The following is a 26,952-nucleotide window of genomic DNA, read 5'->3' as shown; positions in this document are numbered from 1 at the left end:
ATAATAACATTTATTGCTACTATCATTCAATAGCAATATCAGTTATATAGTAAGTATTTTTAGACACAAATTAGCTATTTAGGTCTTTGTAACTTCACCATTTATCAACAATTTCATAGATTTTTCAATTACAAATGTAAGGGTGGTCAGGTTAACAACCCCAGAAATTCCCAGTTCTGGGGTTTTACTTTATCTCTGTATGGAAAATTGTGCTGAGTTAGGAGTTAGGAAGAGGATAGGAGGATAGGTAGTAAAGGAGATAGGGGAAACAGTGCGTTGCAGTAAGGGGATCGCAGTTTTGGTGAGTCACTTGCCGTCTTGGCGCTTTGCGTCGTTAGCGCAGCGTTAGCGAGTCTTCGAGCGTCTGGCAAAGTGACGTTAGCGACGCAGGAGCGTCACCCGAAGGGCGCGTGCTTGTTACATAAATCGCAACAATCCCAGGTTTGTGTTTTTCTTCGGAGATACTGAGATTAACTTCATCCACCTAGGGGTAGATTATGTACATCTCAACTCCATTAATACGTAAATCTGCTTTGTTTGTGAGTGCATTGCTGGGAGGAGCAATTTTTAGTAGTTGTGCTTCTGTTCATTCGCCATCAAATCAGGCATTACCAAGTTCAGCCGATCGCGCAGCACCGATTGCTGAAACTGCTAGCGATGTCTCTCAAAAGACACAAGCAGCACCAGTATCTCGTCCGCGTCCGCAATTGATCAAAAAGGCATCAATGACTGTGATTGTGAACTCTGTGGATAAAAGTATTGATTCTGTATCGCAAATTATCAACAAGCAACAAGGAGACTTGATTGGGTTACAAGAACAACAACCCACACGTAATAGTTCGCGTCACACTGCTTCTATAGAGCTAAGAGTGCCGCAGAACTCACTAGAATCTACCTTAGAAGAATTAGCTAAATTAGGAACTGTAGAAAATCGCAATATTGCTGCGGAAGATGTAGGCGATCGCTTGGTGGATTTTCAAGCTAGATTAACTAACCTCCGGAAAACAGAAGCTAATTTGCAAAAAATTATGGATCGAGCGGGGTCTGTTAGAGATGTGTTAAGTGTTGCTCAAGAACTGAGTAATGTCCGGCAATCCATAGAACAAATTGATGCCCAACTGAAAAACTTACAAAATCAAGTTGCATACTCTGCGATCGCACTAAACTTAGAAGCAGCAGTATCTAGCAGCAGTCCTCAACGTGCAGTAGGTTCGCAAATTCAGGAAACTTGGAACAACTCCACTAACTCGTTTGGTGCATTTACTGTTGGTTTACTGAAACTGGGTATTTGGTTAATAGTTTACAGCCCTTATTTGTTAATTTTGGCTGCTGGTATTTATAGCTTTAGCCGTTGGCGGCGAACCCAATCACCACGTTTACGTTTGCTACAAACACCAGAATCAACTGATTCTGAATGACTAACAAACTTAATTTCCGAAATCGTTTCCCTTTAACCGATATTTTCCTGTTAGCATCTCTAAACTAAGCCATACTCAAGTATCCATTGGGAATTTCTCAGTACTACGTTGTAAGTCTGAAGATTGTACGAATTAACGCGAATAATCAGCTGGATGAATGCCAAGATCGAGAAAAGAACGCCCTGAAGGTATATTGTAAGTACTATGCCAGAAATACACCAATCGATTGCCCAGCACTACCACGAACGTACTAAATATGACCCTGAAACCCTTGCTGCCAAACATCAAGGGTTAGACTGGGCTAAACAGCCAGTGCCGTTTAAAGAGTACAAAATTGGCTCATCTGTCGATCTCAAACCCTATATTCAAGAAATACCACAGGTATTAGTTAACGATCCAGATGCTCAATGGTGGCAAAGATTATCAAGGTTACTGTTTCGCAGCTACGGACTGACGGCGAGAATGCCTTCTATGGGTAGTACGGTGTATTTACGAGCTGCCCCTAGTGCTGGGGGATTATATCCTGCTGAAGTCTATGTAGTCTCCCGTGGAACGCGATTATTGCCACCTGGATTGTATAACTACCAGTGTCGGACTCATTCACTGATGCATTATTGGGAAAGCGATGTTTGGCAGGCTTTGCAAGAAGCTTGTTTTTGGCATTCCTCTCTCGAAAGTACTCAATTAGCAATTATCGTGACTGCGGTTTTCTATCGTTCGGCGTGGCGGTATGAAGATCGAGCTTACCGCCGGGTTTTTTTAGATACAGGACACCTCTTAGGTAATATCGAGCTAGCAGGTGCGATTACTGACTATCGCCCGCATTTGATTGGCGGTTTTGTGGATGAAGCAGTAAACGATTTGCTTTATATCGATCCACAACAAGAAGGAGCGATCGCTGTCTTAGCTCTGGCAGACTTATTAGATATCAAACAAAATTTGCCCACAGGATGTACGGCTTTACCCTCTGCCACCGAAACTAGTTACCCAGACATTCCAGATGGCGAATTGCTGACATATTTTCATCAGCATACCCAACTCCCCAAAGGTATAGTTGGCAAACTCAATTTACCAACTATCAAACAAGAAAAGTCCTTAGAAGATAAATATAATTTTTCTTTTTGTTTGAAAATTCCCACATCTACGACACCGATTTTCTGGGGAGAAGAACTTTCAGACTTGGAAATGACTCTGCACAAGCGACGTTCTACCCGTGCCTACAGCGGTGACGATCTCACCTTCGATGAACTCAAAGCTTTACTTGACTTCACCTATCAACCGCAAAATTATATCGACCAAAATTTAGATAATTCTCCAGATTACTTTGATTTAAATCTCATAGAAACATTTATTGCAGTTTGCGGAGTCAAAGGATTAGAGACAGGTTGTTATTATTACGCACCTAAAGCCCAAGAATTGAGACAAATTCGCTTCAAAAATTTCCGCCGAGAGTTACACTTTCTCTGCTTGGGACAGGATTTAGGGCGGGATGCAGCAGCAGTGCTTTTTCATACAGCCGACCTGAAATCAGCTATTTCCCAATATGGCGATCGCGTTTATCGTTACTTACACATGGATGCTGGGCATTTGGGACAAAGGCTGAATTTAGCCGCTGTTCGTTTGAATTTAGGTGTTAGCGGTATAGGCGGCTTCTTTGACGATCGAGTAAATGAAGTTTTAGGCATTCCTATTGATGAAGCTGTTCTATATATCACAACTTTAGGGCGACCAAGATGAAATAAACCAAACAGATACAGAGATTCTTTTGTCTATATGTCTGTATCAAATATCATGAAAAAAAGGTAAACTCGCTGCCAGGGCTGGGTATAGAGGAGAAGTAAACGCTTACTAATTGGCTCGTTTGTTGATTTCAACTCTAAATCTCTGATAGCAAATCTACACTGTAAATATATTTGGGTATATCTGCGTTGAAGCGGCAGACATTTTGGCCTATCATAGCACGGCAAAAGCAAACCAACATTTAGTTGCAAACTGCTGTATATGTAAATTTTATAACAAAAGCTCTTTGGTATATTGCAAAAGCTAACCATAGTCTGCTAAAAGTGCTGATAGGGGATTATTAGTTTTTTTAAACAATCGTCTACGCTCGACCTCAAATATCATTCTCATCAGCAAAATTTTTGCGATCGAAGAATCGCTATATTATGTAGCAATGCTCTTATCGGAAAATGAAAACCAACGGCTAAAATTACTTTATCAATATCAAATTATAGATACACCACCTGAAGACATTTTTGATGAACTGACTCAGCTAGCAGCAGAGATTTGTGAAACACCAATTGCTCTTATTAGCTTCGTAGATGCTGAACGAGAATGGTTCAAATCTAAAGTGGGATTAACTATATTAGAAGTGCCTCGCAAAAATTCTTTTAGTAGTTACACTATACTGCAAAGAGAAATATCGATCGTCTCAGACACTCTACAGGACGAACGGTTTGCTGAACACCCTCTTGCAATATCAGCACCTTTTTTTCGCTTCTACGCGGGAGTTCCTTTGCTAACCGCAAGTGGTTTTGCATTAGGTAGTCTTTCTGTAATTGATTTTGTTCCTCGAAATCTGGAATTAAAAAAGCAAGCAATCTTACAAAAATTAGCAAGACAAATTATCGGGCTTTTAGAGTTACATCGGCAAAACCAAATTGAGGAAAAGCAGACAAATATAAGTTTTCTTTTCCAGAATTATCCTCATCCAATGTTGATTTATCACCAACAAAATTGGCAATTTCTAGAAGTAAATAAAGCTGCTATTACTCAATATGGCTACTCACGAGAAGAATTTTTGCAAATGCGAATTTCTGACATTTGCCCCTTAAAAGATGTACCAATACTGTTGGAATATTTAGCAAAAAATCAAACTGAATTTAATTTCTCAGGAAGATGGCAACACCTTCGTAAAAATGGACAGCTTATTGATGTCGAACTTTTTACACAGGCTATAGACTATGCCGGATGTAAAGCACGGCTGGTCGATATTAAAGATATTACAGAACACAAACAAATCAAAAGAAAACTTCAAGAAAGTGAAGCGAGATTTCGAGCAGTTACTGAAACAATTCCTGTACCGTTAGTTATTTCTCGCGTATCTGATGGATTAATTTTATATGCGAATATAGAGTTTATTCAAACATTTCGTTTTGCTCCAGATGATTTTGTTAATTGTTTAGTTTCAAATTTGTACCACGACCCACAAGATTTTCAAGTACTTTTAGAAGCTCTTACCCACCAAGGCTTGCTGCAAAATTACGAACTTTTACTCAAGAGGACAGATGGAACTTCCTTCTGGGCGATCGCTTCACTTCAGTATTTAACTTTCAATGGAGAATGGGCAATATTAGCTGTATTATCTGACATCACTGAGCGTAAAAATGCCGAAGTCAAACTTCAAGAACAAAATGAATTTCTGCAAAGCATTTTTGCTCGTATTCCCTTAATGATTGCACTTATTAATACTGAAGGTCAACTCCAGTGGGTAAACCAAGAATGGGAAGATGTTCTTGGTTGGCAAATGAAAGATTTTCATAATCGCGATCTACTTTCTGTGTTATATCCCGATCCTGAATATCGTCAGGATGTGATTAATTTTATTCAGTCTGCAAAACGCAGTTGGGCTGATTTTAGAACTCAGATACGTGATGGTAGAATGCTAGACACCTCTTGGACAAATGTTAGCCTTCCCAACGGTCAAATCATCGGTATCGGTCAGGATATCACAGAACGCAAGCAAAGCGAACTAGCTCTCAAAGCTCAGGCTGAACGAGAGCAACTGATGCGAACTGTTACTCAACGCATTCGTCAATCTCTGAATCTCCAAAACATTCTCAATGCCATAGTTAAAGAAGTGCGAGATTTACTTGAAGTAGATCGAGTTGTAGTTTATCAGTTTGCCTCAGATATGAGCGGTACAGTTGTGGCTGAATCAGTAGAGCCTGGCTGGACAGTTTCTTTAGGTCAAAAGATTGAAGATACTTGTTTTCAGACAGGTGGCGGAGTCGAATACTATCAGGGACGCAAACGAGCAGTTGCTAACATTTATCAGGTCGGACTCAGTGATTGTCATCTGCAATTATTAGAACAGTTTGAGGTTAAAGCCAATTTAGTCGTACCTATTCTGTTAGAAGTCGGTGGGGAAAAATCTGGTTCCCTTTGGGGGCTATTGGTAGCACACCAATGCTGCGGGTTCCGTAAGTGGGAAGAAAATCAATTAGATTTACTCGATGGACTGACAGTACAAATTGCGATCGCTATTCAACAATCCAGTATATTTCAGCAAGCTCAAAACGAACTTGCCGAGCGCCAGAAAGCTGAAATTAACTTAAGAAATGCCTTAGCTGAAAAAGAAGTTTTATTAAAAGAAATTCATCATCGAGTTAAAAATAACTTGCAGATTGTCTCTAGTCTTTTGCAACTCCAGTCTCAAACGCTTAAAGATCCAGAAATAATTAAAGTTTTCCGAGACAGCCAAAATCGAATCGATTCTATATCTCTAATTCACAAGAATTTATATACTTCACCTAATATTGGACAACTGGACATTGCTGAGTATATTGAAAATCTGGCTACTAGTTTGCTAATTTCTTATCAAATCGGAGGTGGAGAAATTAGTTTAGAAACTTATATAGATTCAGTCAGCTTAAATGTCGATCAAGCTATTGCCTGCGGACTAGTTGTCAATGAATTAATTTCTAATGCTCTCAAGCACGCTTTTCCCCAGCAGCAATCAGGCAAAATTATTATTGCTTTACACAATATCGGTAACAGTATTGAAATGACAATCCAAGACAATGGTATTGGTTTACCACATGATTTAGATTGGGATAATACAGATTCTTTAGGTCTTTCATTAGTTTATGACTTGGTAACAGAACAATTAGAAGGTTCTATTACTGTAGAAAGTAGACAGGGAATGATATTTAAAATCAAATTTCCAAAGTTAAATTTGCAGCATTAAATTTCAGATGGGTCAAGTGAGAATTTTAGTAGTTGAAGATGAAGTCATAGTGGCTAGAACTATAGCCAGCCAACTCAGTCAATTAGGTTACATTGTTACGGGTACAGCTTCTTCTGGGAAAGTTGCTATTACCAAGGCATCAGAGACAAAACCAGAACTCGTTTTGATGGATATTATCCTCAAAGGTGAGATGGATGGTATCACAGCTGCTAGTCATATCCGCGAGCAACTAGATATTCCCGTTATATATCTAACTGCTTACGCTGATAGTAATACATTACAACGCGCTAAAATTACTCAACCCTTTGGATATATTGTTAAACCATTTACATTACAAGATTTACGAATCGCTATTGAAATAGGTCTGTTAAAACATCAGCTAGAACGCGACTTGCGAGAGAATCGCGATCGCCTGGTAACTCTGTTAAACTCAATGAGCGATGGTGTGATTGCCACAGATGAACAGGGAATAGTAACATTCATGAATCCTGCGGCTGAGAAAATAACTGGCTGGCAGCAAGCAGAAGCTCTTGGATGCGACGTATCAAATATTTTTCATATTGTAAATGAAGTTACAGAAGATAAACTAGAAAACCCAGTCACAAAAGTTTTGCGCGAACAAGAGGTTGTTTATTTAGCAGAATTTACATCTTTAATTACTAAACAAGGATCAAGAGTTCCAATCGGTGATAGTGCTTCACCTATCATGCGGCAATCTAAACAGATAAGTGGTGTCGTAGTTGTTTTTTGGGATCTTAGCGAACGACGAGAAACAGAATTACTAGAACAAGCATTAAATAAAGAACGAGAACTCAATAATCTCAAATCCTTATTTATCTCCACTGTCTCTCATGAGTTCCGCAATCCTTTAACAGTAATTCAAACAGCAGTCGAACTCATAGAAATTCAAGGAGCAAATTTAACAGAAACAAAAAAAAATACCTACTTAAAGCGAATTAAAAAAGCTGTGCAATCCATGAAACAACTCATGGAAGATGTACTATTTGTGGGCAGGTCTGAAGCAGAAAAAATCGTATACGAACCTACTTTGATGAATGTCGAAAATTTCTGTAGAGAGTTAATCGAAGATTTTTCTGCTGTTACAACTACCGGACATCAAATCATTTTTACCTGTCATAGCGATCGCACAGACGCTTTAATGGATGAACGACTCTTGCATTATATATTCATGAATTTGCTGTCTAACGCAGTGAAATACTCCTCGGCAAGTAATAACATTTGGTTTGATTTAACCTGTGACTTCATTACGAGAGTAGCTATTTTTCGGATTCAAGACCAAGGAATTGGTATTCCTGAAGCAGATCAAACTCGACTTTTTGAATCTTTCTATCGAGCCTCAAATGTCCAATCAATTCAGGGAACTGGGTTAGGGTTAGTGATTGTTAAAAGGTGTGTTGCCGCTCACAATGGTCAAATTAGTGTCAGCAGTCAAGTTAGTGTTGGAACTACATTTACAGTCACTATACCTTTAAATTTTGAAGGATAAATCTCACATTCGTAAAAATTATAAGTAGGTGGACATAACTAAATGTAAAACGCCAACCTGTGAAATCTGCTCAGAATTTGGCTTTTCCCTTCTGCCTTCTACTTATCTACTGATTTACCCTGAGTAAAATTCTCTCATTGCCAGAAAAATTACGATTCAATAATAGAAATAGAGACATACCATAGCGCTTCTTGAGCGATTAAAAATAAAAGAGGGAGCTAAACTCCCTCTTACAAATAAGGTAATTATTTTAGTTATAGTCAACTAAGAATTATATACGGTTAGGAGCAGGAGGTAGCATAGCTATTGGGTTAACAGCTCCCTTGCCAGATGGATGGATTTCAAAGTGACTGTGCGGGCCAGTGCTGAAACCAGTACTACCCATTAGAGCAATTGTCTGTCCTTGATGCACCTGCTGACCAATTCTGACCAGAATTTTACTGTTATGACCATAGCGAGTCATGCTGCCATCAGCATGGCGAATATCTACAAGATTACCGTAGCCACCTTTGTTCCAGCCAGCAGCCTGTATCACACCGTCAGATGACGCATAAACTGGTGTACCAGTAGCATTAGCTACGTCAATTCCCTTGTGCATTCTTCCCCAGCGCCACCCATAGCCAGAGGTCATTACGCCTTTTGCAGGCCAAATGTAGGCTACAGTGGATGTCGAAGGTGGTGGTATCGTCTCGTCAATCGGTTTGGGCAAGTATTGATCTACTGCTGCCAAAGGCGGGAGTGAGACTTTTGGAGTAACAGTAGTTCCCCGTATGTTTCCTATGCCAGATGTTTTGCCAGGAGTTAACAGACGAGTTGCTTGATTGGGTAAGAACTCAGGGTTTACTGGTTCGTCAACGGAAAGATTAGCACGGAATTGAGGTTTAACTGATTGATTGCTATAGCTAGGTGCTATTGGGCTAGGAACGGCAATTGGCACTGCCAAATCTTGACGTATCGAAGCTGGTGTAGACACCGCAAAATTATTTGGACTAGCTACAGGAATAGGCACCGCAGCACTATTGCTTTCACTCTCATTAGGTGCTGACGCAACTATATTTCCGGACTGTTGGGCGCGGTATTTTTCCTGCAACCTTTGAATTTCCGCTTGTAAGGTGCGAAGACGTTCATTTTTTGCTGCTGCTACCTTTTGTTCTGGTTTTCTAGCCAGCTGCATTTCAGCAAAAGCTGTTGGTACTGGAGTATCACCGCCTAAACCGTGAGTGTTGGTATTGGCAGGGTCTTGTTTGGGTGCAATGGCAGTATTTGGCTGTACCTGATTTTTCGCAGTTTGTGCTGTTGGGACAGTAATGCTGCTGTTATCGGCTAAAACTGGTAGCTGTGAAGCAGCCGATAGATTCGGGTAAATATTTACAGCGTTTGCAGGGGAAGTAACTACCTGAGAATTGCTATTAGACTGGGACTGTACGTTGTATGGCTTAATTGCCACTGATGTCTGTGGGACATTGCTACGCTCAATCCTAGCAGCAGGAATAATCAGTGTTTGACTGATTTTCAGTTGATTGGGATCGCTAAGGTTATTTGCCTTTGCTAGTTCTGAAACTGAAGTATTATATCTGCTGGCGATCGCTGCCAGTGTATCTCCAGGTTTAACTTCGTAGGCTGTAGTGTTTGATGAAGCGACAACTTTTGGTGTGGCTGGTGCAGGTGTTGTTGCTACTTGCTGCATCAGCTCGCTTGGTACTTTTGGCTGTTTCAACCCCAATAAGACACTTGCTTCCTTAGCTTCTGTGAGAGTAGATGACTGTTCTATTACCGTACTACTCGCACTTAATGGTGGTAAGTTTTCTTGTGTTGTCTCCGTTATCTTTGCTTGTGCCACCTTTATGGCAGATTGTGATAAATTCTTGGACTCCCCAGACCGCAACTCCGCCAGACTTTTTCTTAAACGGTTCGATTTTTCTTGTAAATTATTTAGCGCCAACTCTTGCTGCGCCTTTAGTTGAACATTTATTTCACCACTAGCGACTGTGTTTTGCTGTGTCTGTGTTTGTGGTTGAGCTTTCGAGAATGCAGTTTGTCCGTTAGCAACACCATTAGTACTAGACAATTTTTCTACTGTCTCTCCTGACTGGTTACCCGCTTGCACTCCTCGTAACAACTGAGGTTGCTGGAAGACAGAGGTTTTATAAGCTGTCTTGGAAGAGGTTTCTGATGTCGGAACTTGTACTGATATTCCGCTTGCTGCAACTTGCAATTTAGCTTCAAGCCCAGGCAATTGTGAAATTGCTGTCGGTTCCACGATGACAGGATTTTCTGGCACGCTTGCTGATGAAATTAGTTTGTTCTTCAGCTTTGTGTTAGCAAATTTCACTTCAGTATCAGGAGCAACTGGAATACTTGAGGCTGCCTTTTGGCTGCCCACAGGTGCTGCTGCTTGGACTCGATCGCTTTGCCGAGTCACCAAAAGACTGGTTGCTCCCATTGAGATTGCCAAGCCAATCACGGCAGCTTTTGTCCGCGCCCGACGGTTAACAACTGTTTGATTAACTACATTTAGCTGTTTTGCCGGGGCATCGTCGTTGCTGGGGGTATTTTTCAGCACAGCCTTTACTCTTTTTTTCAATGCTCGTTTCAAAGACGACCTCCTATGATCGCTAGCGCTTAACTGATCTCGATTTTTCAGTCTGATACTAGTCAATGATTTAGATCACATCGAACTATGGATCAAGATCACATTCACCAGAGATACTTACGCAAGATTAACCTGCTTCTCTGATTTAGACAAGTTCACACTTGTTAGCAAAACTTAAGATTGCTGTGCTTACTTGTCCGCTTCACTCCTCAACACCCTAGAACATATTACTTTTTGCAGTTGTCTGCTCTTGCTTCACTAGCCGTAGCTGGAAAATATTATTTACCAGCTTTTCTTGCTGTCAGCAATTGAGTTGTTACGACTTCTGGAAAAGCGATGCCCCCTGCTGTAGATATCTTCAAGGTTTTTCTACCCGATCAGTCTTCCCAACACGAGACTTTACGTTGATTATTCCCTAAAAGACAACCGTACAAACTTCTAGCTACTTTTGTCCTCCCGAAAAATACTTATTCCAGCAAAAAAGCTCAAATGCTTCATAAGACTATGTCTTAGTATTTTTGTTCCTCCAGCTAAAACAATTCAAATTCATCAAAATCTATCATTCAAATTTGTTATACCCTGGTATCTACTATACAAATTTCTTATAGCAATACACTTTTTTGAGTAAGTATTTTTCCTAAAGATCGCCCTAAATCATAAATTTTAAGTATAAAAACCGACTAAGTTATTAAAATAACAAAGAGCTACTATAGTCAATTAATAAACTTTTTGCATTTATATTTTAGATTTATCTAAGTATTAATGCTTAGATAAATATTACACTAGAAAACCCAACTGACGACGGGCTTCAAACAAACTTATTGCCACACTTACAGAAAGATTCAAACTCCGAACCTGAGGTTCTGCCATAGGAATATGAAGAGTAGCATCACAAGCTGACAAACTTACTGGTGATAAGCCTGTGGTTTCACTACCAAAAAGTAACCAATCATCAGGTTGAAATTGAAAATTGACGTAATTAAAACTGCCACGAACACTGAATCCTAGACATCTGCCCCCACGCACTTGATGCATAGTTTTAAAAACTTCTAGTGATTCGTGATAATGCAGTTTGACGTAAGGCCAGTAATCTAAACCCGCTCTTTTGAGGTAGCGATCGCTAATTTCAAACCCCAAAGGTCCTACTAAATGTAATTCTGTACCCGTAGCAGCACATGTACGTGCAATATTGCCTGTATTAGGGGGAATTTGCGGATTAACTAAAACAACCTGAGGCATTGACCGTATATCTGCTGTTTCGTATAAAATGATATTTTTCAATTAAAAAATCTATCATAAGATAGAGGTCATATATAGGTTTTGTTAATAAATATCAACCGATCCCTATTCATTAGATTTTTAAAACAAAATATAAATTCTCCCCAAAATTAGGTATGAGCATTTTTATAACTAAAATATAATATTCTTTTTTCAGAAAAATTTATTGGCGAAGTTGCTCGCAGTTGTTATGTCTCCAAGAAACTCTAACACTTATATGAAGATAGGGGATGGAGTGTTAAACCATCTGGAGGAAGTTAAGAGTAAGTAGTGAGGGATGAGGAAGATGTCGAGACTACAAGTTGTCTCCTAATCTTTTAGGTAAGACCTGCAAACTCTCTCTACTCCTTTGCCACAGAAACAGGGCAAGAGAAACCTCACACAGTGTTTCTGTTGGTATGGAAATATCTTCCTCACTGCTGTTTTGCTATCTCAATGTACAAATCAAAAACACAACAGCTTAATAAGAGGATGATATTTGTGTTGCTAAATTCTCTTGCTCCTCTCTCTGCCTCTACGCCTTCGTAGTGTTAAAGCACTAGGGACGAACACAATTTGTTTTCTAATTCAATTTCACGTTCTTGAGTAGCAACAATCGCTTGAGTGATGACACGCCTAGAGTCAAAACCGACGGCGTGCAGTTGCAGCCATTGTTGGGCTTCATTGCCTTCGCGCAGGAGTTTTTGCAGAGGAGATAAAAAACAACTAAAGCCTTTTTGTTTGGCGATCGCCCAAACTTCTTGATACATTTGGGTAATCCAATCTCTGGCTAAGATGTTTCTGCCATTTTGCCAGTGCTTTAATTGAGCGTCAAGACTAGCGCTAGCCGCAGCTACTTCATTACTGGCAGTCAGGGCGATCAGTTCTTCTGGGGAGAAACTGCTTTGGCTTAAAGGATCGATGTCAGGATTATCTATAACCTGTAATAATCGCGCTTCTATCAAGGCAGTAATTGCGAGTAAGGCGATTGGATCGGTGACTAAATCGCAAATTCGCAGTTCTAGACGATTTAGGTCATAAGGACGGCGATCGCCATTTGGTCTTACTGAAGCCCATAGATGTCGCACGTTTTGCATTGTGCCAGCAGCTAGCTGATTTTCTACCCACTCTATATGATGAGCGTGGCTAGCAAATAAAGGCACATGGGAAGGCGTTTGCGGAAAGAGACCCCAACGGGTAGAGTGATAGCCAGTGGTTTTACCATTCAAGAAGGGAGATGAGGCGCTGAGGGCAAGAAATAAAGGTGCTTCCACACGGATGACCCGACAAGCCCGCATTAGTAATTCTGGGTCGCTAATACCAATATTGATATGAACGCTGGCAGTAACTACTTTTGTACCGTAAGTTTTTTCAATATAGTCGTGATAAGGATTGGCAGGGTCAGAACGAAAGAAGCGATCGCTCCCACTTAAAGATAGAGTACTCCCCGGAATTAGAGTATAATCGCCCAAATGTTTTAGGTAGTTTCGTAACTCCCGACGGGGACGCAGCAACGCACACAAAAGATTTTCATAATTACTAGATGGGCTAGTTGTGTATTCTACGTTACGGCTATCTGGCTCGCGCACAAATCCATCCAAAGCCCCAACAATTTTGTCAGAGAGTCCGACGATTTCACCTTGAGGCGTGCCGGTATACATCTCAATTTCAAAGCCTTTTGATAAGACCACTTCACATTCTCCTCGGCTCTCCTAGCCTATAAATTGTATCGAATTAGACGAATACCTGTATTCACCTTGGAGTCGATTTCAACTGAAGAATTATAGGACTAAAGAATTAGGGATTAGGTATTAAGGACTGGGGATTAAGGGCAATTGGAGACTAGAGAATATTGTTATTAACTTCTGACTTCTGACTTAAAAGTGTTAAGTCCTGAGTTAGTTGTTAGAAGTCAGAAGGCAGGAGGCAGAAGTCGCAAGTCGGAGGTCGGAAGTTATTCTCCCTCATCTCCCTCATCTCCCTCATCTCCCTCATCTTCCCACCCCCCAATCCCCTGCTACCTCCTACTTTCCCTGCTTTTGCCTCTTGTCTCCTACAGTCGCAAATATCGGTACACTTGACTAGCGGCGCGATGCAGCAAAGAATGTCGCCAGACAAGAGACTTCATATCATTGGCATAACCGCCACCAATGACACAGGCAACGGGATAACCACTACCTACACAAGTGCTCAAAACCTGCATTTCTCGCCGGAAAATACCAGCATCAGTCAAGGCTAATTTACCCAAGCGATCGCCTACATGGGGATCGACACCAGCATCGTAAAATACTAAGTCAGGCTTTACATTCGATAATAAATCTGGTAGATAACTAGCTAAAGTTTGTAAATAAGCATCATCTTCCATTCCCACTGCTAAGGGAACGTCTAAATCGCTTTTTTGCTTAGTGCCGGGAAAATTAACTTCACAGTGCATCGAGAAAGTGAAAACAGTCTCATCGTCCTGGAAGATAAAAGCAGTGCCATCTCCTTGATGAACGTCTAAATCTACAATCAGGATTTTTTGGACAAGTCCGAGTTTTTGCAAAACGCGAGAGGCGATGGCTAAATCATTAAAAATACAAAAACCAGACCCATAACTGGGAAAGGCATGATGCGTACCACCAGCAGTATTGCAAGCTAAACCCTGAGTAAGTGCCAACTTAGCAGTCAGTATTGTACCACCAACCGCTACACAGGTACGATTCACCAATGCTGGACTCCAAGGCAAACCGATGCGGCGTTGTGCTTTAGAATCTAGCGTACCCTCATAGTAAGCTTGCACGTAGTCTGGGGTGTGAACTGATTCGATTAAATCTTGAGGTGGGCGTTCGGGAATATGAATTTGTTCTGTTTGCGCTACGCCGTCAGCTAAAAGCAATTCATAAAGTTTTCGGAACTTGGACATCGGGAAGCGATGCCCTTCGGGTAGTGGGGCAACATAATCCGGGTGGTAAATTATTGGCAACTCCATAGTTATTAATTGTTAACCATAGTTTGATGCCAATGGGGAGATAGAGAGTGGAGGGGATAGGAAAACTGGAGTCAGAAAAATTACAATTGACAACTGACGAAAAGAACTTGTCATTTTCGTCGGATTGCGTCTATTGACTATTAGATAATTTGAGCAAATTCTAATTACTTACACAACCTATCTGATTAGAAAAACTATATTTTTGCTCTACCGGATGCAACAAAGTAGCTTCAAGTGAAACTAATCCTGTGTCCGAAAAATTTCAAGCTGCTGCTGGGGCAACTAAAAGAGTAAAATCTTTCTATAATGGCATCACGCTTAATATATATCGTTTTTTCAATTCTGACTCTCAAATTTCAACTTAGTATGATGAACTGGATTTTACCTTTAGCTTCGATTCCGACTCTCAAATTCCAACTTAGCATGATGGAATGGATTTTACCTCTAGTATTGATCTGCGTTGGCTTTTTGAGCGGAGTAATTGGTGAAAAATTTATATTTAATAAACTAAAAATATTTGCTGCCAACAGACATATTCCTGGAAGCGAAACTATATTTTCATCTCTGCAACGTATGCCATTCATTTGGTTTGTACTTGCAGGCTTTTTTAGTGCAATTATTAGTGCCCCTCTAAAACCAGATGTTATTATTTTCTTACGAAAAATAATTATAATAATTTTTCTATCTTCAGTTACTTTAGTTTTGGCAAGACTAACTGCTGGCTTTGTGAAGCTGTATACTTATAGAACAGAAATAGTTACAGCATCGCTAATTTCTAATCTTGCTAGAACTGCTATCTTAGTTTTGGGAACCTTAATTGTATTGCAAACCGTAGGTATTGAAATTACCCCAATAGTTACAACTTTAGGAATTGGTGGTATAGCCGTAGGTTTAGCGCTACAAGATACATTAGCAAATTTATTTGCTGGTTTTTATCTAATTATTTCCAAGCAAGTGAGAACTGGAGATTACGTAAAATTAGACGATGGACATGAGGGATACATCACAGATATTACTTGGCGAAATACTACTATTAAAGAACTTTCTAATAACGTAATTATTGTACCTAACTCTAAATTATCTTCAGCAATTTTTACAAATTATCATCTACCTGTAAAAGAAATAACTTTAACAATGAATGTGGGCGTTAGCTATGATAGCGATCTAGAGGAAGTTGAGCGAGTGACTGTAGAAGTAGCCAAAGAAGTCATGCGAGAAATTGCACCAAATTTAACAGAAAATGAACCTTACATTAGATTTCATACTTTTGGTGAATTTAGTATTGATTTTACACTTTATATGCGGGTCAGTGAATACTTTGACCAGCGGATCGGTAAACATTTATTTGTGAAAAAATTGCACAAACGCTATCGGCAAGCTGGGATTTCAATTCCTTTTCCTATTAGAGAAGTTTATGTACAAGAGAATAATAGCTAATTATTGAGGGATGCGAGCGCCAAGTATTTGCACCCCTCATCTAATTTATTAATTACTTGTACCGTTCTGCTTAATTGGCCAACTCCCGATATCGCTTTTGAATTTCCTCAATTGCAAATAATGCCTCAAACTTTAACCCAGCAGACTGGTATAATTCTGCTCCTCCTTGCTGGCGATCGACAAGTGCAATTACTTGCTCTACGGTATAACCTGCATCTTTAAGACGGTCAACAGCTTTCAGTGCAGATTGCCCAGTTGTGACCACATCTTCCAAAACTACTACTTTTGCACCTTCTGCCAAAGTCGGGCCTTCTATGTAAGCTTTAGTTCCATAACCTTTGGCCTCCTTGCGAATAATCAGTGCTGGTAGCGGTCGATTTTCATAGACAGAAACCACACTAACTGCGGCCACGATTGGATCGGCTCCCAATGTTAAACCAGCTACAGCCTGAGTATCTGTAGGTAGTAAAGGCAACAGCAATCGTCCCACCGCTAAAGCGCCCTGAGGGTGGAGTGTCACCTGAGTCTTGTTAACGTAATAAGAGCTACGCAACCCGGAAGCGAGGACGAAATCGCCCTCTTGGTAAGCAAGTTGACAGAATAAATCTAGTAGCTTGTGACGCAGAGTCGTCAAATCAGCAGTAGCCGCCCAGATATCTGATTGAGTAGGAGTTTCAGTAGGATACGTCATTACAAAACATTAAAAGTTATGCTACACCAAAGGTTGAACTCCGATGAGTTCTGAAATTAAGCATAAGTTAAGATTTGCTCAAAAATTGAGGAGTTAGGAATATGGGTATAAGAATTAAACCCTTGAGTGGCTTATTAGTGTTATTAGCGACTGGGATTGCTTTTCCCTCCATTGCATTTGCCGAGACAGAAACGCCAAATTATGAAACAACAAGCGATGTATTTGAGCGAGCTTATTTTCGGCACGATCGCAACTTCTACGAGAATAATAGCAGTGTCAAACGCCAGCTAGACTCATTTTTGGGTTCTGGTTCAGTTTTCCGCAATTCCTTCCCAGATAATGAAATTGCTCGTGATGCCGAATTGGTTAATACTCTTTATCGGGATGTCCTTACCCAACAGGTTGGCAACGATCCTTATATTCGTACCCCAGATTTACCGAATCCATATGATACCTCGCTGCTCATGTCTCCTCGCCTGAATGCTAACAAGCTGCAAGTCGGTACTGAATTCCGATTTAATACTATGCCACCACGCTAAGAGTGCTGAGTGACAAGCGATCTGCGGCCTTGCACCCGTACAAGAGTTAGGAGGTAAAAACAGAGCAGGAAAAAACAGGGCAGGAAAGTAAAGATAAACTCCTAACTCAGCACTAATTAAGTCCAGGGTGCAGGAGTTGAACCTGCCTTGGGCGAATTATGAGTTCGCTGCCTCAACCGCTCGGCCAACCCTGGTCGAATTAAATTGTAGCTTAAGTTTACAGGTTACATAACCTCAAGAATAACTTACCAGACTTTTATACTACATAATTTAAGCATGAACTAGTGCAAACTGGTTATTGATTAAGTTCCTTTAAGAATTGAGGCAGAGAGCTTCAATTCTCTTAATATAGACCAGCATTTTTCCGCAATAGCTTGTCAGCGATGAAAATAAATACCACTGTACTTCTTACGTTGATTTTGTTAATCCTGATGTTGGGAGCAGGTTCTGTAAGTGCGTTTTTAGGGTTTAATCTGGGAAGTTCAGCACTCAAAGGTGTAACAACACCAGATGGTCGTCCCACCACAAAATTTGCTAGTAGTAAGGCAAGTAATTCTCAACAGTCAGGGGTGGCTCTATTAAAAGAGGAAGATATTTTAAAAGTTGTTAAAGCACGGATAGAGGGTAAAACTAAAGCTGCAAAATCGGAAAAGCAAGAGGATGATGAAGAGGAAACCAAGAGCAACCGACAAAAGCCAGAGGGAAAGCCCCAAGAAGTAACTCAGGAAAAACTCCAACCAGGATTTCCTGTCTCTGCTGAGAATCAGGGCGTGAGTCTTTCTGTGCAATCTGCTCGCTACTCTGGGGGCGATTTACTCTTAAAAGTGAAAATGCAGAACAAAGGTAAGGATTCCGTGCGCTTTTTATATAGCTTTTTGGATGTTACCGATGACAAAGGACGAACGCTGAGTGCCAGCACGGATGGTTTACCAGCAGAGTTACCCGCAAATGGACCAACATTTTCTGGTACAGTGAGCATTCCTACAGCTTTATTGGATGACGTGAACAAGATATCTCTCTCTCTGACAGATTATCCTGCTCAAAAACTGAAGCTAGACGTATCAAATATTCCTGTAGAAAAGGCGGCGGGTCTATAGTTAAGAGAGCAGGGGAAGCAGGCGAGCAGGGGGAGTAGCGGGAGCAGGGGGAGCAAGGGGAGTAGGGAAAAAATAACTCTTAACTCCTAACTCCCAACTCTTAACTCAGCAACGCCAGTCGCCTCAACGGGGAACCACTGCGGTCTTGGGGTTTCCCCAAGTGGAGCAAGTGGCGTGGAAACCCCCGCATAGCGCTGGCTCCTCAGCACTCCTAACTCCTATAGGGGCATGAGTTTTACACGAGCTTTGGCGGTGAGTGGTTTTTCTGGCTTAATTTGGACGGATGTAGGGCTGCGATTGTTATCAGTTCTATTGCTGATTGCTATCAATGCTTTTTTTGTCACGGCGGAGTTTTCGATAGTCACGGTGCGGCGATCGCGCATTCACCAACTGGTTAAAGCTGGCGATATTCCAGCGATCGCAGTAGAGACGCTGCAACGTGGTATTGATAGACTGCTATCTACAACTCAGTTAGGCATTACTCTCTCTAGTTTGGCACTAGGCTGGATTGGAGAAAATTCCATTGTCGGATTGGTGAATTTATGGGTGAAATCCTGGCCATTACCAGCAGAGTTGATTAACTTCATAGCTCATTCTTTATCAATTCCGCTTGCCTTTTTTTTGATTGCCTATCTGCAAATTGTTTTAGGAGAACTGTGTCCCAAATCAGTGGCTATGCTGTATTCAGAAGAGCTGGCCCGGTTTTTGGGGCCATCTGTCAAAGCGATCGTCCGCTTTTTCCGTCCCTTTATCTGGATTCTCAACCAATCAACCCGTTATTTGTTGCGACTTTTTGGTATCGAATACACAGGTCAAAGTTGGAGACCACCTGTGACTCCTGAAGAGTTACGCCTGATTATCTCTACTGAAAGAGAATCCACAGGTTTAGAACTTTCCGAGCGAGAACTGCTGAATAATATCTTTGAGTTTGGAGGTGTGACGGCACAAGATGTCATGATTCCCCGAACCAGCATTATCGCTTTAGAAACAGACGCTTCTTTCCAGACTTTACTCCAGGAAATGACATCCACTGGTCATTCATGCTATCCCATCATTGGAGAATCTTTAGACGACATTAGCGGCATTGTTTACTTCAAGGATCTAGCACAACCCTTAGCTGTAGGTAAGTTGACTTTAGAAACACAAATCAAACCTTGGATACGTCCAGTTCGATTTGTACCGGAACATACACTCTTAAGCGAACTCTTGCCGATGATGCAGCAAGAAAAACCAGCGATGGTAATGGTAGTGAATGAATTCGGCGCGACTGTGGGACTGGTAACAATCCAAGATGTTATTGCTGAAATTATTGGCAACGCAGGCGAATCTGAAGGTAACGACGACTTGCTCATCCAAATGTTAGACAAGCAGACGTTTTTAGTGCAAGCCCAGATTAACCTGGAAGACCTCAACGAGGTTTTACATCTCAATTTGCCGTTAACAAAGGAATATCAAACATTGGGAGGTTTTTTACTGTACGAGTTGCAGAAAATGCCTTCCAAGGGCGAAACCTTCTTGTATGAAAATATCAAATTCACCATTGTTTCAGTCATTGGGCCGCGTTTGCATCAAATCCAATTACAACGGTTGGGGAGTGCTGAGTCGTGAGTTAGTTGTCGTAGAGACGCGATAAATCGCGTCTGTACAAGAATCAGATGTAATTATTCTCCCCCATCTCCCTCATCTCCCTCACTCCCCCATCTCCCTCATCTCTTCCTAAGCATACGGCAGTGGATCGATGAGTCCCAATTCAGCAAAAGCGGCTAGTCGCAAGCGACAAGAATCACACATACCACAAGCTACATCACTACCAGCGTAGCAAGACCAAGTTAGCTCCCAAGGAACTCCTAATTGGTTGCCAAGTTGAATAATTTCGGTCTTTTTTAAGTTAATTAAGGGTGTAATAATGGTAATAGGTTTACCTTCGCGTCCTTGTTTGGTTCCTAGGCAAAAAACTTCTTGCATCGCTTGGATATAATCAAGACGGCAATCGGGATACCCTGAGTAATCTAAGGCGTTGACTCCGATGTAGACCAGTTCAGCGGCGATCGCTTCGGCGTAGCCAAGAGCAAAGCTTAAAAAGATGGTGTTGCGTGCAGGCACGTAAGTTACAGGAATATTTTGCGACATTTCATCTAGAGAACGCTCTTGAGGTAAAGCGATCGCATCGTCTGTCAGTGCCGAACCACCCCATTGCCGTAAGTCAAAATTTACTACCTGATGTTGCGTCACTTGAGCTTTTTCAGCGACTGAGAAAGCTGACTGTAACTCTCTGCGGTGTCGCTGTTGGTAATCAAAGGAAATAGTGTGACATTCATGACCATCAGCTTTGGCTTGATACAAAACTGTGGAAGAATCTAATCCGCCAGACAACAGAATTACAGCTTTCATCTCGATTTTAAATTTAGGATTTGCGATCGCTAGACCATATTTAAACAAGATACCAACAGGAATGACAAAGCATTTCCTAAACCTGTAATTGTTTTAGTGGTTTTTACTGTGTCTTGTAGAAATCAACCAAACAGTAGATACCAGTATCTTTGATAAAACAAACGGTGCAAATTGTAGGTATTGCAAATAATTATGCAAAAATTATTTGAGTATTTCAGCGGTGACAAATCTAAGAACTAACTTTTTTCCATACAATAGTCCCAGTGTAAAAAACATTTCTTTGGTAATTTTAGCGACAAAAAAATGTTCTTTTTTCGATGGTGTCAGTTAGATATCAATCCTGGTAATTAATTGCCCAACTGTCTTGTGAGAGTTTTCACTTAGGTAACACTTAGTTTCGCTAGTTAATAAAAAGACAGTTTTTCTATTATGTAAAAAGTAAAAAGACCGAGCAATCTAGAACTAATGATTTAAAAGATCGCCAGATTGCGGGAACCGATCGTAAACTTTGAAATTCTTCATAAATAGAGCCTCTATGTTACCATCTGGATGGTTTTAGACGGATCGTAACTGGCTGTTAAGTATAAACGCCAACGGCCGTAGCGTCTCTAAATTTGGTGGTTGAGGAGAGAACAATAGTGCAAAATAGCATGTCAGTGGCAGAACTAAATTCATTTACACAGCGCAATCAGCCAAGACCGATTCGCATAGGCGTGATCGGAGTAGGTAACATGGGACAACATCATGCCCGCGTATTGAGTTCAATGAAAGATGTTGAACTGGTTGGCGTGGCAGATATTAATGTCGAACGAGGCTTAGAAACTGCCAGTAAATACAAGGTGCGTTTTTTTGAAGATTACTGTGACTTACTGCCCCACGTGGAAGCAGTTTGCGTCGCTGTGCCTACCCGCTTACATTATGCCGTGGGCATTAACTGTTTGTTGGCAGGAATTCATGTTTTGATTGAAAAACCGATTGCTGCCAGTATTAGCGAAGCAGAATCGCTCGTAAATGCCGCAGCTGAGTCTCAGTGTATCCTGCAAGTAGGTCACATTGAACGCTTCAATCCAGCATTTAGAGAACTCAGCCAAGTTTTGAAAACTGAGGAACTCCTGGCGCTAGAAGCTCATCGGATGAGTCCTTACTCCGATCGGGCGAATGATGTTTCGGTTGTGCTGGATTTAATGATCCACGACATTGACTTGCTGCTAGAGTTAGCTGCCTCTCCAGTAGTGAAATTGACGGCTAGCGGTACTCGTGCATTAGATTCCGGTTATTTGGATTATGTAACTGCTACTTTGGGATTTGCCAACGGTATCGTTGCTACTTTAACTGCCAGCAAAGTTACTCACCGGAAAATCCGTCGGATTGTTGCTCATTGTAAAAACTCCTTTACGGAGGCAGATTTTCTCAAGAATGAAATTTTGATTCATCGTCAAACAAATGCTAACTCCTTGAGCGATCGCGGACAAATGCTTTACAGGCAAGATGGTTTGATTGAGAAAGTCTACACTAGCAACATTCAACCTTTAAGTGCAGAATTAGAGCATTTTGTCAACTGCGTACATGGTGGCAATCAACCTTCAGTAGGTGGGGAGCAAGCTCTCAAAGCTCTGAGATTAGCAAGTTTAATTGAGCAAATGGCTTTGGAAGACCGGGTTTGGAACCCATTAGAGTGGCAGTCTGAACCGAGAGTGCAATCATTGACCCCGACTGTTTAAGAAGCAGGGGGAGTAGGGGGAGCAGGGGGAGTAGGGAAAGAAATAACTAAATATCCCAATCCCCAATCGCCAGTTCCTAATCCCCAATCCCTGTTACTTTGACTCCAGCCAGTGGGCATAATAATTAAGTTTTGAGGAAGCTAACGCTAAATTATCGATAGGACTGGTGTAGCAAGTTCAGGAATTGACTCAATGCTCGAATGGATAATTGATACTATCAACTCTTTAGGCTATTGGGGAATCGCTCTGCTGATGTTTGTAGAGAACCTCTTTCCACCTATTCCTTCAGAGTTGATAATGCCATTAGCAGGATTCACGGCCAGAGCAACCCCGGACAAACTCAATATCTTTGGCGTATTTTTTGCAGGACTTTTTGGTTCTGTGGCAGGCGCATTAATTTGGTACTATCCAGGTAAGTTTTTGAGCGAAAAACGTTTGAAAACTCTAGCTGACAAGTATGGTAAGTGGTTAAGTATATCTAGCCACGATATCACCAAGGTAAATGGCTGGTTTTACAGACAAGGTAAGAAAGCAGTTTTAATTGGTCGTCTTGTCCCTGGAATTCGTACTTTAATTTCCATACCTGCTGGCATAAGCTGTATGCCTTTGCTACCATTTATATTTTATACAACTCTAGGTAGCGCTGCTTGGGTAGGTTTGCTAACATACTCAGGGTACGTATTGGGTAGCCAGTATGAACTTGTGGACAAGTACCTTGCCCCTGTATCTAAAATCGTGCTTGGGATTCTGGTTCTGGCATTTGTTGGCTGGGTACTCAAGCGTCGGCGAAAAATTACTAGAAGCTGAAAAACAGCCACTTTTAGTTTGAAAGTGGGGGTTACATCTGGTTAAAATTCGCCTACACTATGCCAAATGATGTTGAATTTGCGATCGCCTAAGTTGCATTTAGCGTATTTGTAGCTACACTTGACGGAACCTAGAATTTCTGGTATCTCGCATGTTTGTAAGATGAGTACGATAATTTTTTACAGTTAAGTAAGGACTAGGAGCTTTTATGACAGACCAACCTTCCGCCGCTACACCGATGAATGCCGCTGCTATACCTCTGAATAGAGTGTCAGCGTCTACGCCTATCAATGCTACTGTTACCAAGCCTAATGGCAGTTCGGGCAAAGCCATTCTCAGTGTTGATTTAGGCAGAACTTCCACAAAGACTTGTGTCAGCCGCGAACCAAGCAGTGTGGTATTCGTACCCGCCAATGTGAAAAAAATGTCCATAGAACAGGTACGCGGGGGCGTTTTTGAAGCTAGAGCTACCGATCCTTTGATGGATTTGTGGTTGGAGTATCAAGGCAATGGCTATGCTGTTGGTCAGCTAGCAGCAGATTTTGGGGCGAATTTAGGAGTCGGCCAGTCTAAAGTGGAAGATGCACTGATCAAAGTGTTGGCCAGTGCTGGGTACTTTAAACTCAAAGACGAAATTTCAGTCGTATTGGGTCTACCTTTCCTTTCTTTAGAACAATTTGAAAAGGAAAAAGCACAACTGATTAGCCAAGTAACCGGGCCTCATGTGTTGAATTTCCGAGGCGAATCTTTAACGCTGAATGTTACTAAGGTTTGGGTAATGCCAGAAGGCTATGGCAGTCTTCTGTGGTCTGAAGCACAACCGAAAAAAAGTCCGAGCAGTGCGGACTTTACAAAAATATCGGTGGCAATTGTAGATATCGGACATCAAACCATCGATTTGTTGATGGTGGATAACTTCCGTTTTGCACGAGGTGCTTCTAAGAGTGAGGACTTCGGTATGAACAAGTTTTATGAATTAGTTGCTGCTGAAATCGACGGAGCTGATAGCCAATCTTTGGCATTAATTTCTGCTGTCAACAAACCCAAGGGCGAACGCTTCTACCGTCCCAAAGGCGTTAGTAAGCCTACTAACCTTGATGACTTTCTGCCCAACCTGATAGAGCAGTTTTCTCGTGAAATTTGTAGTCGCGTACTAGCTTGGTTGCCAGAGCGTGTCACCGATGTGGTGCTGACTGGAGGCGGTGGTGAATTCTTCTGGGAAGACGTACAACGTCTGCTCAAGGAAGCTCAGATTAATGCTCATTTATCTGCACCTTCTCGTCAAGCTAACGCCTTAGGGCAGTATATTTATGGAGAGGCACAATTGTCTTCCAGTCGCTCTTCTAGGGCTTAAAACTGATGTTCCAATGGTCAAAAAAGGTAGTTAAATCGGTCACGTTCAACCCTGGAGTTGCTGACGAAAGTTTATTAGCAGTTGTTGAAAGCCACTTGGAGCAACAACCAGACAAGACTTTCAGCGACCTCTGTAAAGAAGCCTTATGGCAATCTTTATGTGTACCGGAATCTGTAAAACCGAGTCCAAAAATGGCGGCAACAGAGTCGTCGGTTGAACAAAAAATCGATGAACTGCAACGTCAAGTGGCTGGCCTAGAGGAACGTTTTTTTGCTAAGGGAGCTCATCGTTTGGAGGCGATGGAACGCCATATTTTGCAACTGACGCAACAGATATCACATCTGGCAATTATAGTCAATGAGCGGTCTATCGTTCAGCCTCCAACGACATCAGCACCAGCAATCGAAGTAGTAAATACTGCTTATGCTGCAAGTCCGATGGAAGAAGTTGACCCCGTTATTAGCCGTCTCAGTCAGTTTCTTGATGACTTTTAAAGAACTATTGGGCTGGTAAATAAATATCTTTTGCCTTTATGGCAATCCTTAATAGTAAATACTATTAAGGATTATTAATATGTATATATTTTATTGAAATGCGATCGCTCTGTGTAATTCTCTAACAAAGCGAGTTGCAGCAGTTGCTTATCTAAGTGTCACTAAAGGTTTTATTAAATCAAATCCCGCATAGTAGTTTTTACTTAATACTAAATGTACTTAATTGCCGCTCAAGCTATCACTTAAAATTGGTTGTTCGGCTCAATCAAGCAGCAAGCTAGCTAGTACATTCAAAGTTGTGTCGCAAAAATTAAGAGTGTTTAGATAAAAGTACTGAAGGCGATATGATGTAACACAATAACAATTAAAATACATCTTTCAATTAGCGTAACCACTGTAATGATTTCATTAACAGAATCTAAAATCCAACATAGCAAGTGGCAGAAACACCGTATTTTTAAGCAAATTTTTGGTGTTGTTCTACTAACTGGATTATCGTCTGTATATTCACAAGTGCAGCCAGTATCTGCTTGTCCCCTCAATTACTCGTTCTGGAACGATTCAACTCAGCCTGGTAAAGCATTTGAACTCGATAACAACGCTGTAGAACTAGGATTAAGGTTCCGCTCTAATGTAGATGGTGAGATTAGCGCTATCCGGTTCTACCGAGCTGTGGCAATTGACAGTGGCTATAAAGTTAATTTGTGGAGTGCAACAGGTCAGTTACTAGGTTCGGGAATAGCAGTAGAAGGACAAGGTCCAACTCCAGGCTGGCAGACAGTCCAACTGTATCCACCAGTCGCTATCAAAGCAAATCAATTTTACGTTGCTTCCTACTATGCAAGTAGGGGAACATACTCAGTAAGCGAAAACTTTTTTACCAATACTACTGTCAACAGCGGCCCGTTGAGCGCCCTGCGAGATGGTGAAGACGGAAGCACTGGTGTATATACTTACAGTATCGGAGGCGGCTTCCCGACACTAAGTTATAATGGCAGCAATTATTGGGTAGATGTAGTGTTCAAGCCAAATTCATCTACCCAGTAGGAGTAGAATAAAACAGAGACAAGGTCCCCTATCTTTCCCAGTCCGCACTCGGCTCTTTCAAAAATGTCGTTGAAATCAGTTAATGATATTTTAGGCGTTCTGGAACAGCAGGCTCAATGGCAAGAGCAGCCGTTTCAGCGATTGCTCAAGTGTTGGGTAGAAGTTGTTGGAGCAGTAGTTGCTACCCATACTCGACCGTTGTCGATTCAACGTGACGTTTTGCGGGTAGCAACTTCTAGTGCTGCTTGGGCGCAAAACATGACTTTTGGACGACAGACTTTGCTTTTAAAGTTAAATGAAAAGCTGCCAACGCCTTTAGCAGATATTCGCTTCTCTACTGCTGAGTGGAGTTCTCTACCAGACAAACAAAAGCAACAACAAATTGTTTTGGCAGACGAACATCCTAGTTACCTGGGAAATCTCAGTAATTCTCACTATGAGGTTACTCCCCCTAATAAAAATGCGAATATCGCTTTTAGGTACTGGGCGAAGACAATTCAAAGGCGATCGCATGGCTTACCTCTTTGTCCCCAGTGTCAATGTCCCACTCCACCCGGCGAACTCCAGCGCTGGCAAGTTTGTTCTTTGTGTGCAGCCAAGCAGTTATCAGACTTGTAAAGGGTAGGGAAGAGGACTCCTAAATCAAAAGTAAATAATTA

Annotated in this window: 20 protein-coding genes and 1 tRNA gene; 14 read left to right on the top strand and 7 right to left on the bottom strand. The window is 41.3% G+C overall.

Translation table 11 applies throughout. From position 1 onward, the window contains the following. Positions 1–497 precede the first annotated feature (497 nt). The 4 genes from I8752_RS02165 to I8752_RS02150 all read left to right on the top strand — a co-directional run bounded on the left by I8752_RS02165 (position 498) and on the right by I8752_RS02150 (position 7,894). A complete protein-coding gene (locus tag I8752_RS02165; RefSeq protein WP_214430685.1) occupies positions 498–1,418 on the top strand; it encodes a DUF4349 domain-containing protein in 921 nt (306 codons plus the stop codon). A gap of 204 nt (positions 1,419–1,622) precedes the next feature. Further along, a complete protein-coding gene (locus tag I8752_RS02160; protein WP_214430684.1) occupies positions 1,623–3,155 on the top strand; it encodes a SagB/ThcOx family dehydrogenase in 1,533 nt (510 codons plus the stop codon). A 436-nt stretch (positions 3,156–3,591) separates the two neighbouring features. Continuing rightward, positions 3,592–6,387 (top strand): PAS domain S-box protein, encoded by a 2,796-nt coding sequence (locus tag I8752_RS02155; protein ID WP_214430683.1) that lies wholly within the window; start codon positions 3,592–3,594, stop codon positions 6,385–6,387. Between the two features lie 7 nt (positions 6,388–6,394). Continuing rightward, on the top strand, positions 6,395–7,894 hold the full coding sequence (locus I8752_RS02150) for a hybrid sensor histidine kinase/response regulator (RefSeq protein ID WP_214430682.1): 1,500 nt from the start codon (positions 6,395–6,397) through the stop codon (positions 7,892–7,894). A gap of 271 nt (positions 7,895–8,165) precedes the next feature. Here the strand turns inward: I8752_RS02150 and I8752_RS02145 are convergent, their stop codons facing one another. The 4 genes from I8752_RS02145 to I8752_RS02130 all read right to left on the bottom strand — a co-directional run bounded on the left by I8752_RS02145 (position 8,166) and on the right by I8752_RS02130 (position 14,715). Then, on the bottom strand, positions 8,166–10,490 hold the full coding sequence (locus I8752_RS02145; protein ID WP_214430681.1) for a peptidoglycan DD-metalloendopeptidase family protein: 2,325 nt from the start codon (positions 10,488–10,490) through the stop codon (positions 8,166–8,168). A 774-nt stretch (positions 10,491–11,264) separates the two neighbouring features. Continuing rightward, the gene (locus I8752_RS02140) at positions 11,265–11,726 is read right to left on the bottom strand and encodes a tRNA (cytidine(34)-2'-O)-methyltransferase (RefSeq protein WP_214430680.1); all 462 of its coding nucleotides are present in this window, start codon (positions 11,724–11,726) and stop codon (positions 11,265–11,267) included. A 569-nt stretch (positions 11,727–12,295) separates the two neighbouring features. After that, positions 12,296–13,435, bottom strand: coding sequence for a glutamate--cysteine ligase (gene gshA, locus I8752_RS02135; protein ID WP_214430679.1), 1,140 nt, complete (start codon positions 13,433–13,435; stop codon positions 12,296–12,298). Positions 13,436–13,797: 362 nt separating this feature from the next. After that, complete coding sequence (locus I8752_RS02130) at positions 13,798–14,715, bottom strand: histone deacetylase family protein (protein WP_214430678.1); 918 nt, start codon at positions 14,713–14,715, stop codon at positions 13,798–13,800. Between the two features lie 423 nt (positions 14,716–15,138). Here I8752_RS02130 and I8752_RS02125 point away from each other — a divergent pair, with 423 nt between their 5' ends. Next, positions 15,139–16,152, top strand: a complete 1,014-nt coding sequence (locus I8752_RS02125) for a mechanosensitive ion channel family protein (RefSeq protein WP_214430715.1) — start codon at positions 15,139–15,141, stop codon at positions 16,150–16,152. A 70-nt stretch (positions 16,153–16,222) separates the two neighbouring features. Here the strand turns inward: I8752_RS02125 and pyrE are convergent, their stop codons facing one another. Beyond that, positions 16,223–16,843, bottom strand: a complete 621-nt coding sequence (gene pyrE, locus I8752_RS02120) for an orotate phosphoribosyltransferase (RefSeq protein ID WP_214430677.1) — start codon at positions 16,841–16,843, stop codon at positions 16,223–16,225. Positions 16,844–16,944: 101 nt separating this feature from the next. Here pyrE and I8752_RS02115 point away from each other — a divergent pair, with 101 nt between their 5' ends. Continuing rightward, positions 16,945–17,382, top strand: coding sequence for a hypothetical protein (locus I8752_RS02115; RefSeq protein WP_214430676.1), 438 nt, complete (start codon positions 16,945–16,947; stop codon positions 17,380–17,382). Between the two features lie 121 nt (positions 17,383–17,503). Here I8752_RS02115 and I8752_RS02110 read toward each other — a convergent pair. Beyond that, a tRNA-Ile gene (locus I8752_RS02110) sits at positions 17,504–17,576 on the bottom strand. 189 nt (positions 17,577–17,765) lie between these two features. Here I8752_RS02110 and I8752_RS02105 point away from each other — a divergent pair. Further along, positions 17,766–18,479 carry a hypothetical protein gene (locus I8752_RS02105; protein WP_214430675.1) on the top strand — a complete coding sequence of 238 codons (714 nt, stop codon included), beginning with the start codon at positions 17,766–17,768 and terminating at the stop codon, positions 18,477–18,479. Between the two features lie 228 nt (positions 18,480–18,707). Beyond that, the gene (locus tag I8752_RS02100) at positions 18,708–20,087 is read left to right on the top strand and encodes a hemolysin family protein (RefSeq protein ID WP_214430674.1); all 1,380 of its coding nucleotides are present in this window, start codon (positions 18,708–18,710) and stop codon (positions 20,085–20,087) included. 108 nt (positions 20,088–20,195) lie between these two features. Here I8752_RS02100 and queC read toward each other — a convergent pair whose 3' ends face one another. Then, positions 20,196–20,870 (bottom strand): 7-cyano-7-deazaguanine synthase QueC, encoded by a 675-nt coding sequence (queC, locus tag I8752_RS02095; protein WP_214430673.1) that lies wholly within the window; start codon positions 20,868–20,870, stop codon positions 20,196–20,198. A gap of 638 nt (positions 20,871–21,508) precedes the next feature. Here queC and I8752_RS02090 point away from each other — a divergent pair. From I8752_RS02090 to I8752_RS02065, 6 genes are all read left to right on the top strand, one after another. After that, the gene (locus tag I8752_RS02090) at positions 21,509–22,591 is read left to right on the top strand and encodes a Gfo/Idh/MocA family oxidoreductase (protein ID WP_214430672.1); all 1,083 of its coding nucleotides are present in this window, start codon (positions 21,509–21,511) and stop codon (positions 22,589–22,591) included. Between the two features lie 192 nt (positions 22,592–22,783). Further along, entirely contained in the window at positions 22,784–23,398 is a 615-nt protein-coding gene (locus I8752_RS02085) for a DedA family protein (RefSeq protein WP_214430671.1), read from the top strand. A 208-nt stretch (positions 23,399–23,606) separates the two neighbouring features. Then, positions 23,607–24,752, top strand: coding sequence for a ParM/StbA family protein (locus I8752_RS02080; RefSeq protein ID WP_214430670.1), 1,146 nt, complete (start codon positions 23,607–23,609; stop codon positions 24,750–24,752). Between the two features lie 5 nt (positions 24,753–24,757). Beyond that, entirely contained in the window at positions 24,758–25,246 is a 489-nt protein-coding gene (locus I8752_RS02075) for a plasmid segregation centromere-binding protein ParR (protein WP_214430669.1), read from the top strand. Positions 25,247–25,645: 399 nt separating this feature from the next. Then, entirely contained in the window at positions 25,646–26,293 is a 648-nt protein-coding gene (locus I8752_RS02070; RefSeq protein WP_214430668.1) for a DUF4082 domain-containing protein, read from the top strand. Between the two features lie 63 nt (positions 26,294–26,356). Beyond that, entirely contained in the window at positions 26,357–26,911 is a 555-nt protein-coding gene (locus I8752_RS02065; protein ID WP_214430667.1) for a DUF721 domain-containing protein, read from the top strand. Positions 26,912–26,952 lie beyond the last annotated feature (41 nt).

Source organism: Dendronalium phyllosphericum CENA369 (genome assembly GCF_016056275.1).
GTDB lineage: Bacteria > Cyanobacteriota > Cyanobacteriia > Cyanobacteriales > Nostocaceae > Dendronalium > Dendronalium phyllosphericum.
The sequence above is the reverse complement of the archived record's forward strand: the minus strand, read 5'-3'. Positions and strand labels throughout refer to the sequence as shown.

Coding starts and splice junctions, on each gene's coding strand:
- I8752_RS02075 (WP_214430669.1), top strand. CDS start 24,758: ATGTTCCAATGGTCAAAAAAGGTAGTTAAATCGGTCACGTTCAACCCT.
- I8752_RS02155 (WP_214430683.1), top strand. CDS start 3,592: ATGCTCTTATCGGAAAATGAAAACCAACGGCTAAAATTACTTTATCAA.
- I8752_RS02160 (WP_214430684.1), top strand. CDS start 1,623: ATGCCAGAAATACACCAATCGATTGCCCAGCACTACCACGAACGTACT.
- I8752_RS02080 (WP_214430670.1), top strand. CDS start 23,607: ATGACAGACCAACCTTCCGCCGCTACACCGATGAATGCCGCTGCTATA.
- I8752_RS02115 (WP_214430676.1), top strand. CDS start 16,945: ATGGGTATAAGAATTAAACCCTTGAGTGGCTTATTAGTGTTATTAGCG.
- I8752_RS02125 (WP_214430715.1), top strand. CDS start 15,139: ATGATGGAATGGATTTTACCTCTAGTATTGATCTGCGTTGGCTTTTTG.
- I8752_RS02065 (WP_214430667.1), top strand. CDS start 26,357: ATGTCGTTGAAATCAGTTAATGATATTTTAGGCGTTCTGGAACAGCAG.
- I8752_RS02140 (WP_214430680.1), bottom strand. CDS start 11,726: ATGCCTCAGGTTGTTTTAGTTAATCCGCAAATTCCCCCTAATACAGGC.
- I8752_RS02150 (WP_214430682.1), top strand. CDS start 6,395: ATGGGTCAAGTGAGAATTTTAGTAGTTGAAGATGAAGTCATAGTGGCT.
- I8752_RS02105 (WP_214430675.1), top strand. CDS start 17,766: ATGAAAATAAATACCACTGTACTTCTTACGTTGATTTTGTTAATCCTG.
- I8752_RS02130 (WP_214430678.1), bottom strand. CDS start 14,715: ATGGAGTTGCCAATAATTTACCACCCGGATTATGTTGCCCCACTACCC.
- I8752_RS02100 (WP_214430674.1), top strand. CDS start 18,708: ATGAGTTTTACACGAGCTTTGGCGGTGAGTGGTTTTTCTGGCTTAATT.
- I8752_RS02085 (WP_214430671.1), top strand. CDS start 22,784: ATGCTCGAATGGATAATTGATACTATCAACTCTTTAGGCTATTGGGGA.
- queC (WP_214430673.1), bottom strand. CDS start 20,870: ATGAAAGCTGTAATTCTGTTGTCTGGCGGATTAGATTCTTCCACAGTT.
- I8752_RS02070 (WP_214430668.1), top strand. CDS start 25,646: ATGATTTCATTAACAGAATCTAAAATCCAACATAGCAAGTGGCAGAAA.
- pyrE (WP_214430677.1), bottom strand. CDS start 16,843: ATGACGTATCCTACTGAAACTCCTACTCAATCAGATATCTGGGCGGCT.
- I8752_RS02165 (WP_214430685.1), top strand. CDS start 498: ATGTACATCTCAACTCCATTAATACGTAAATCTGCTTTGTTTGTGAGT.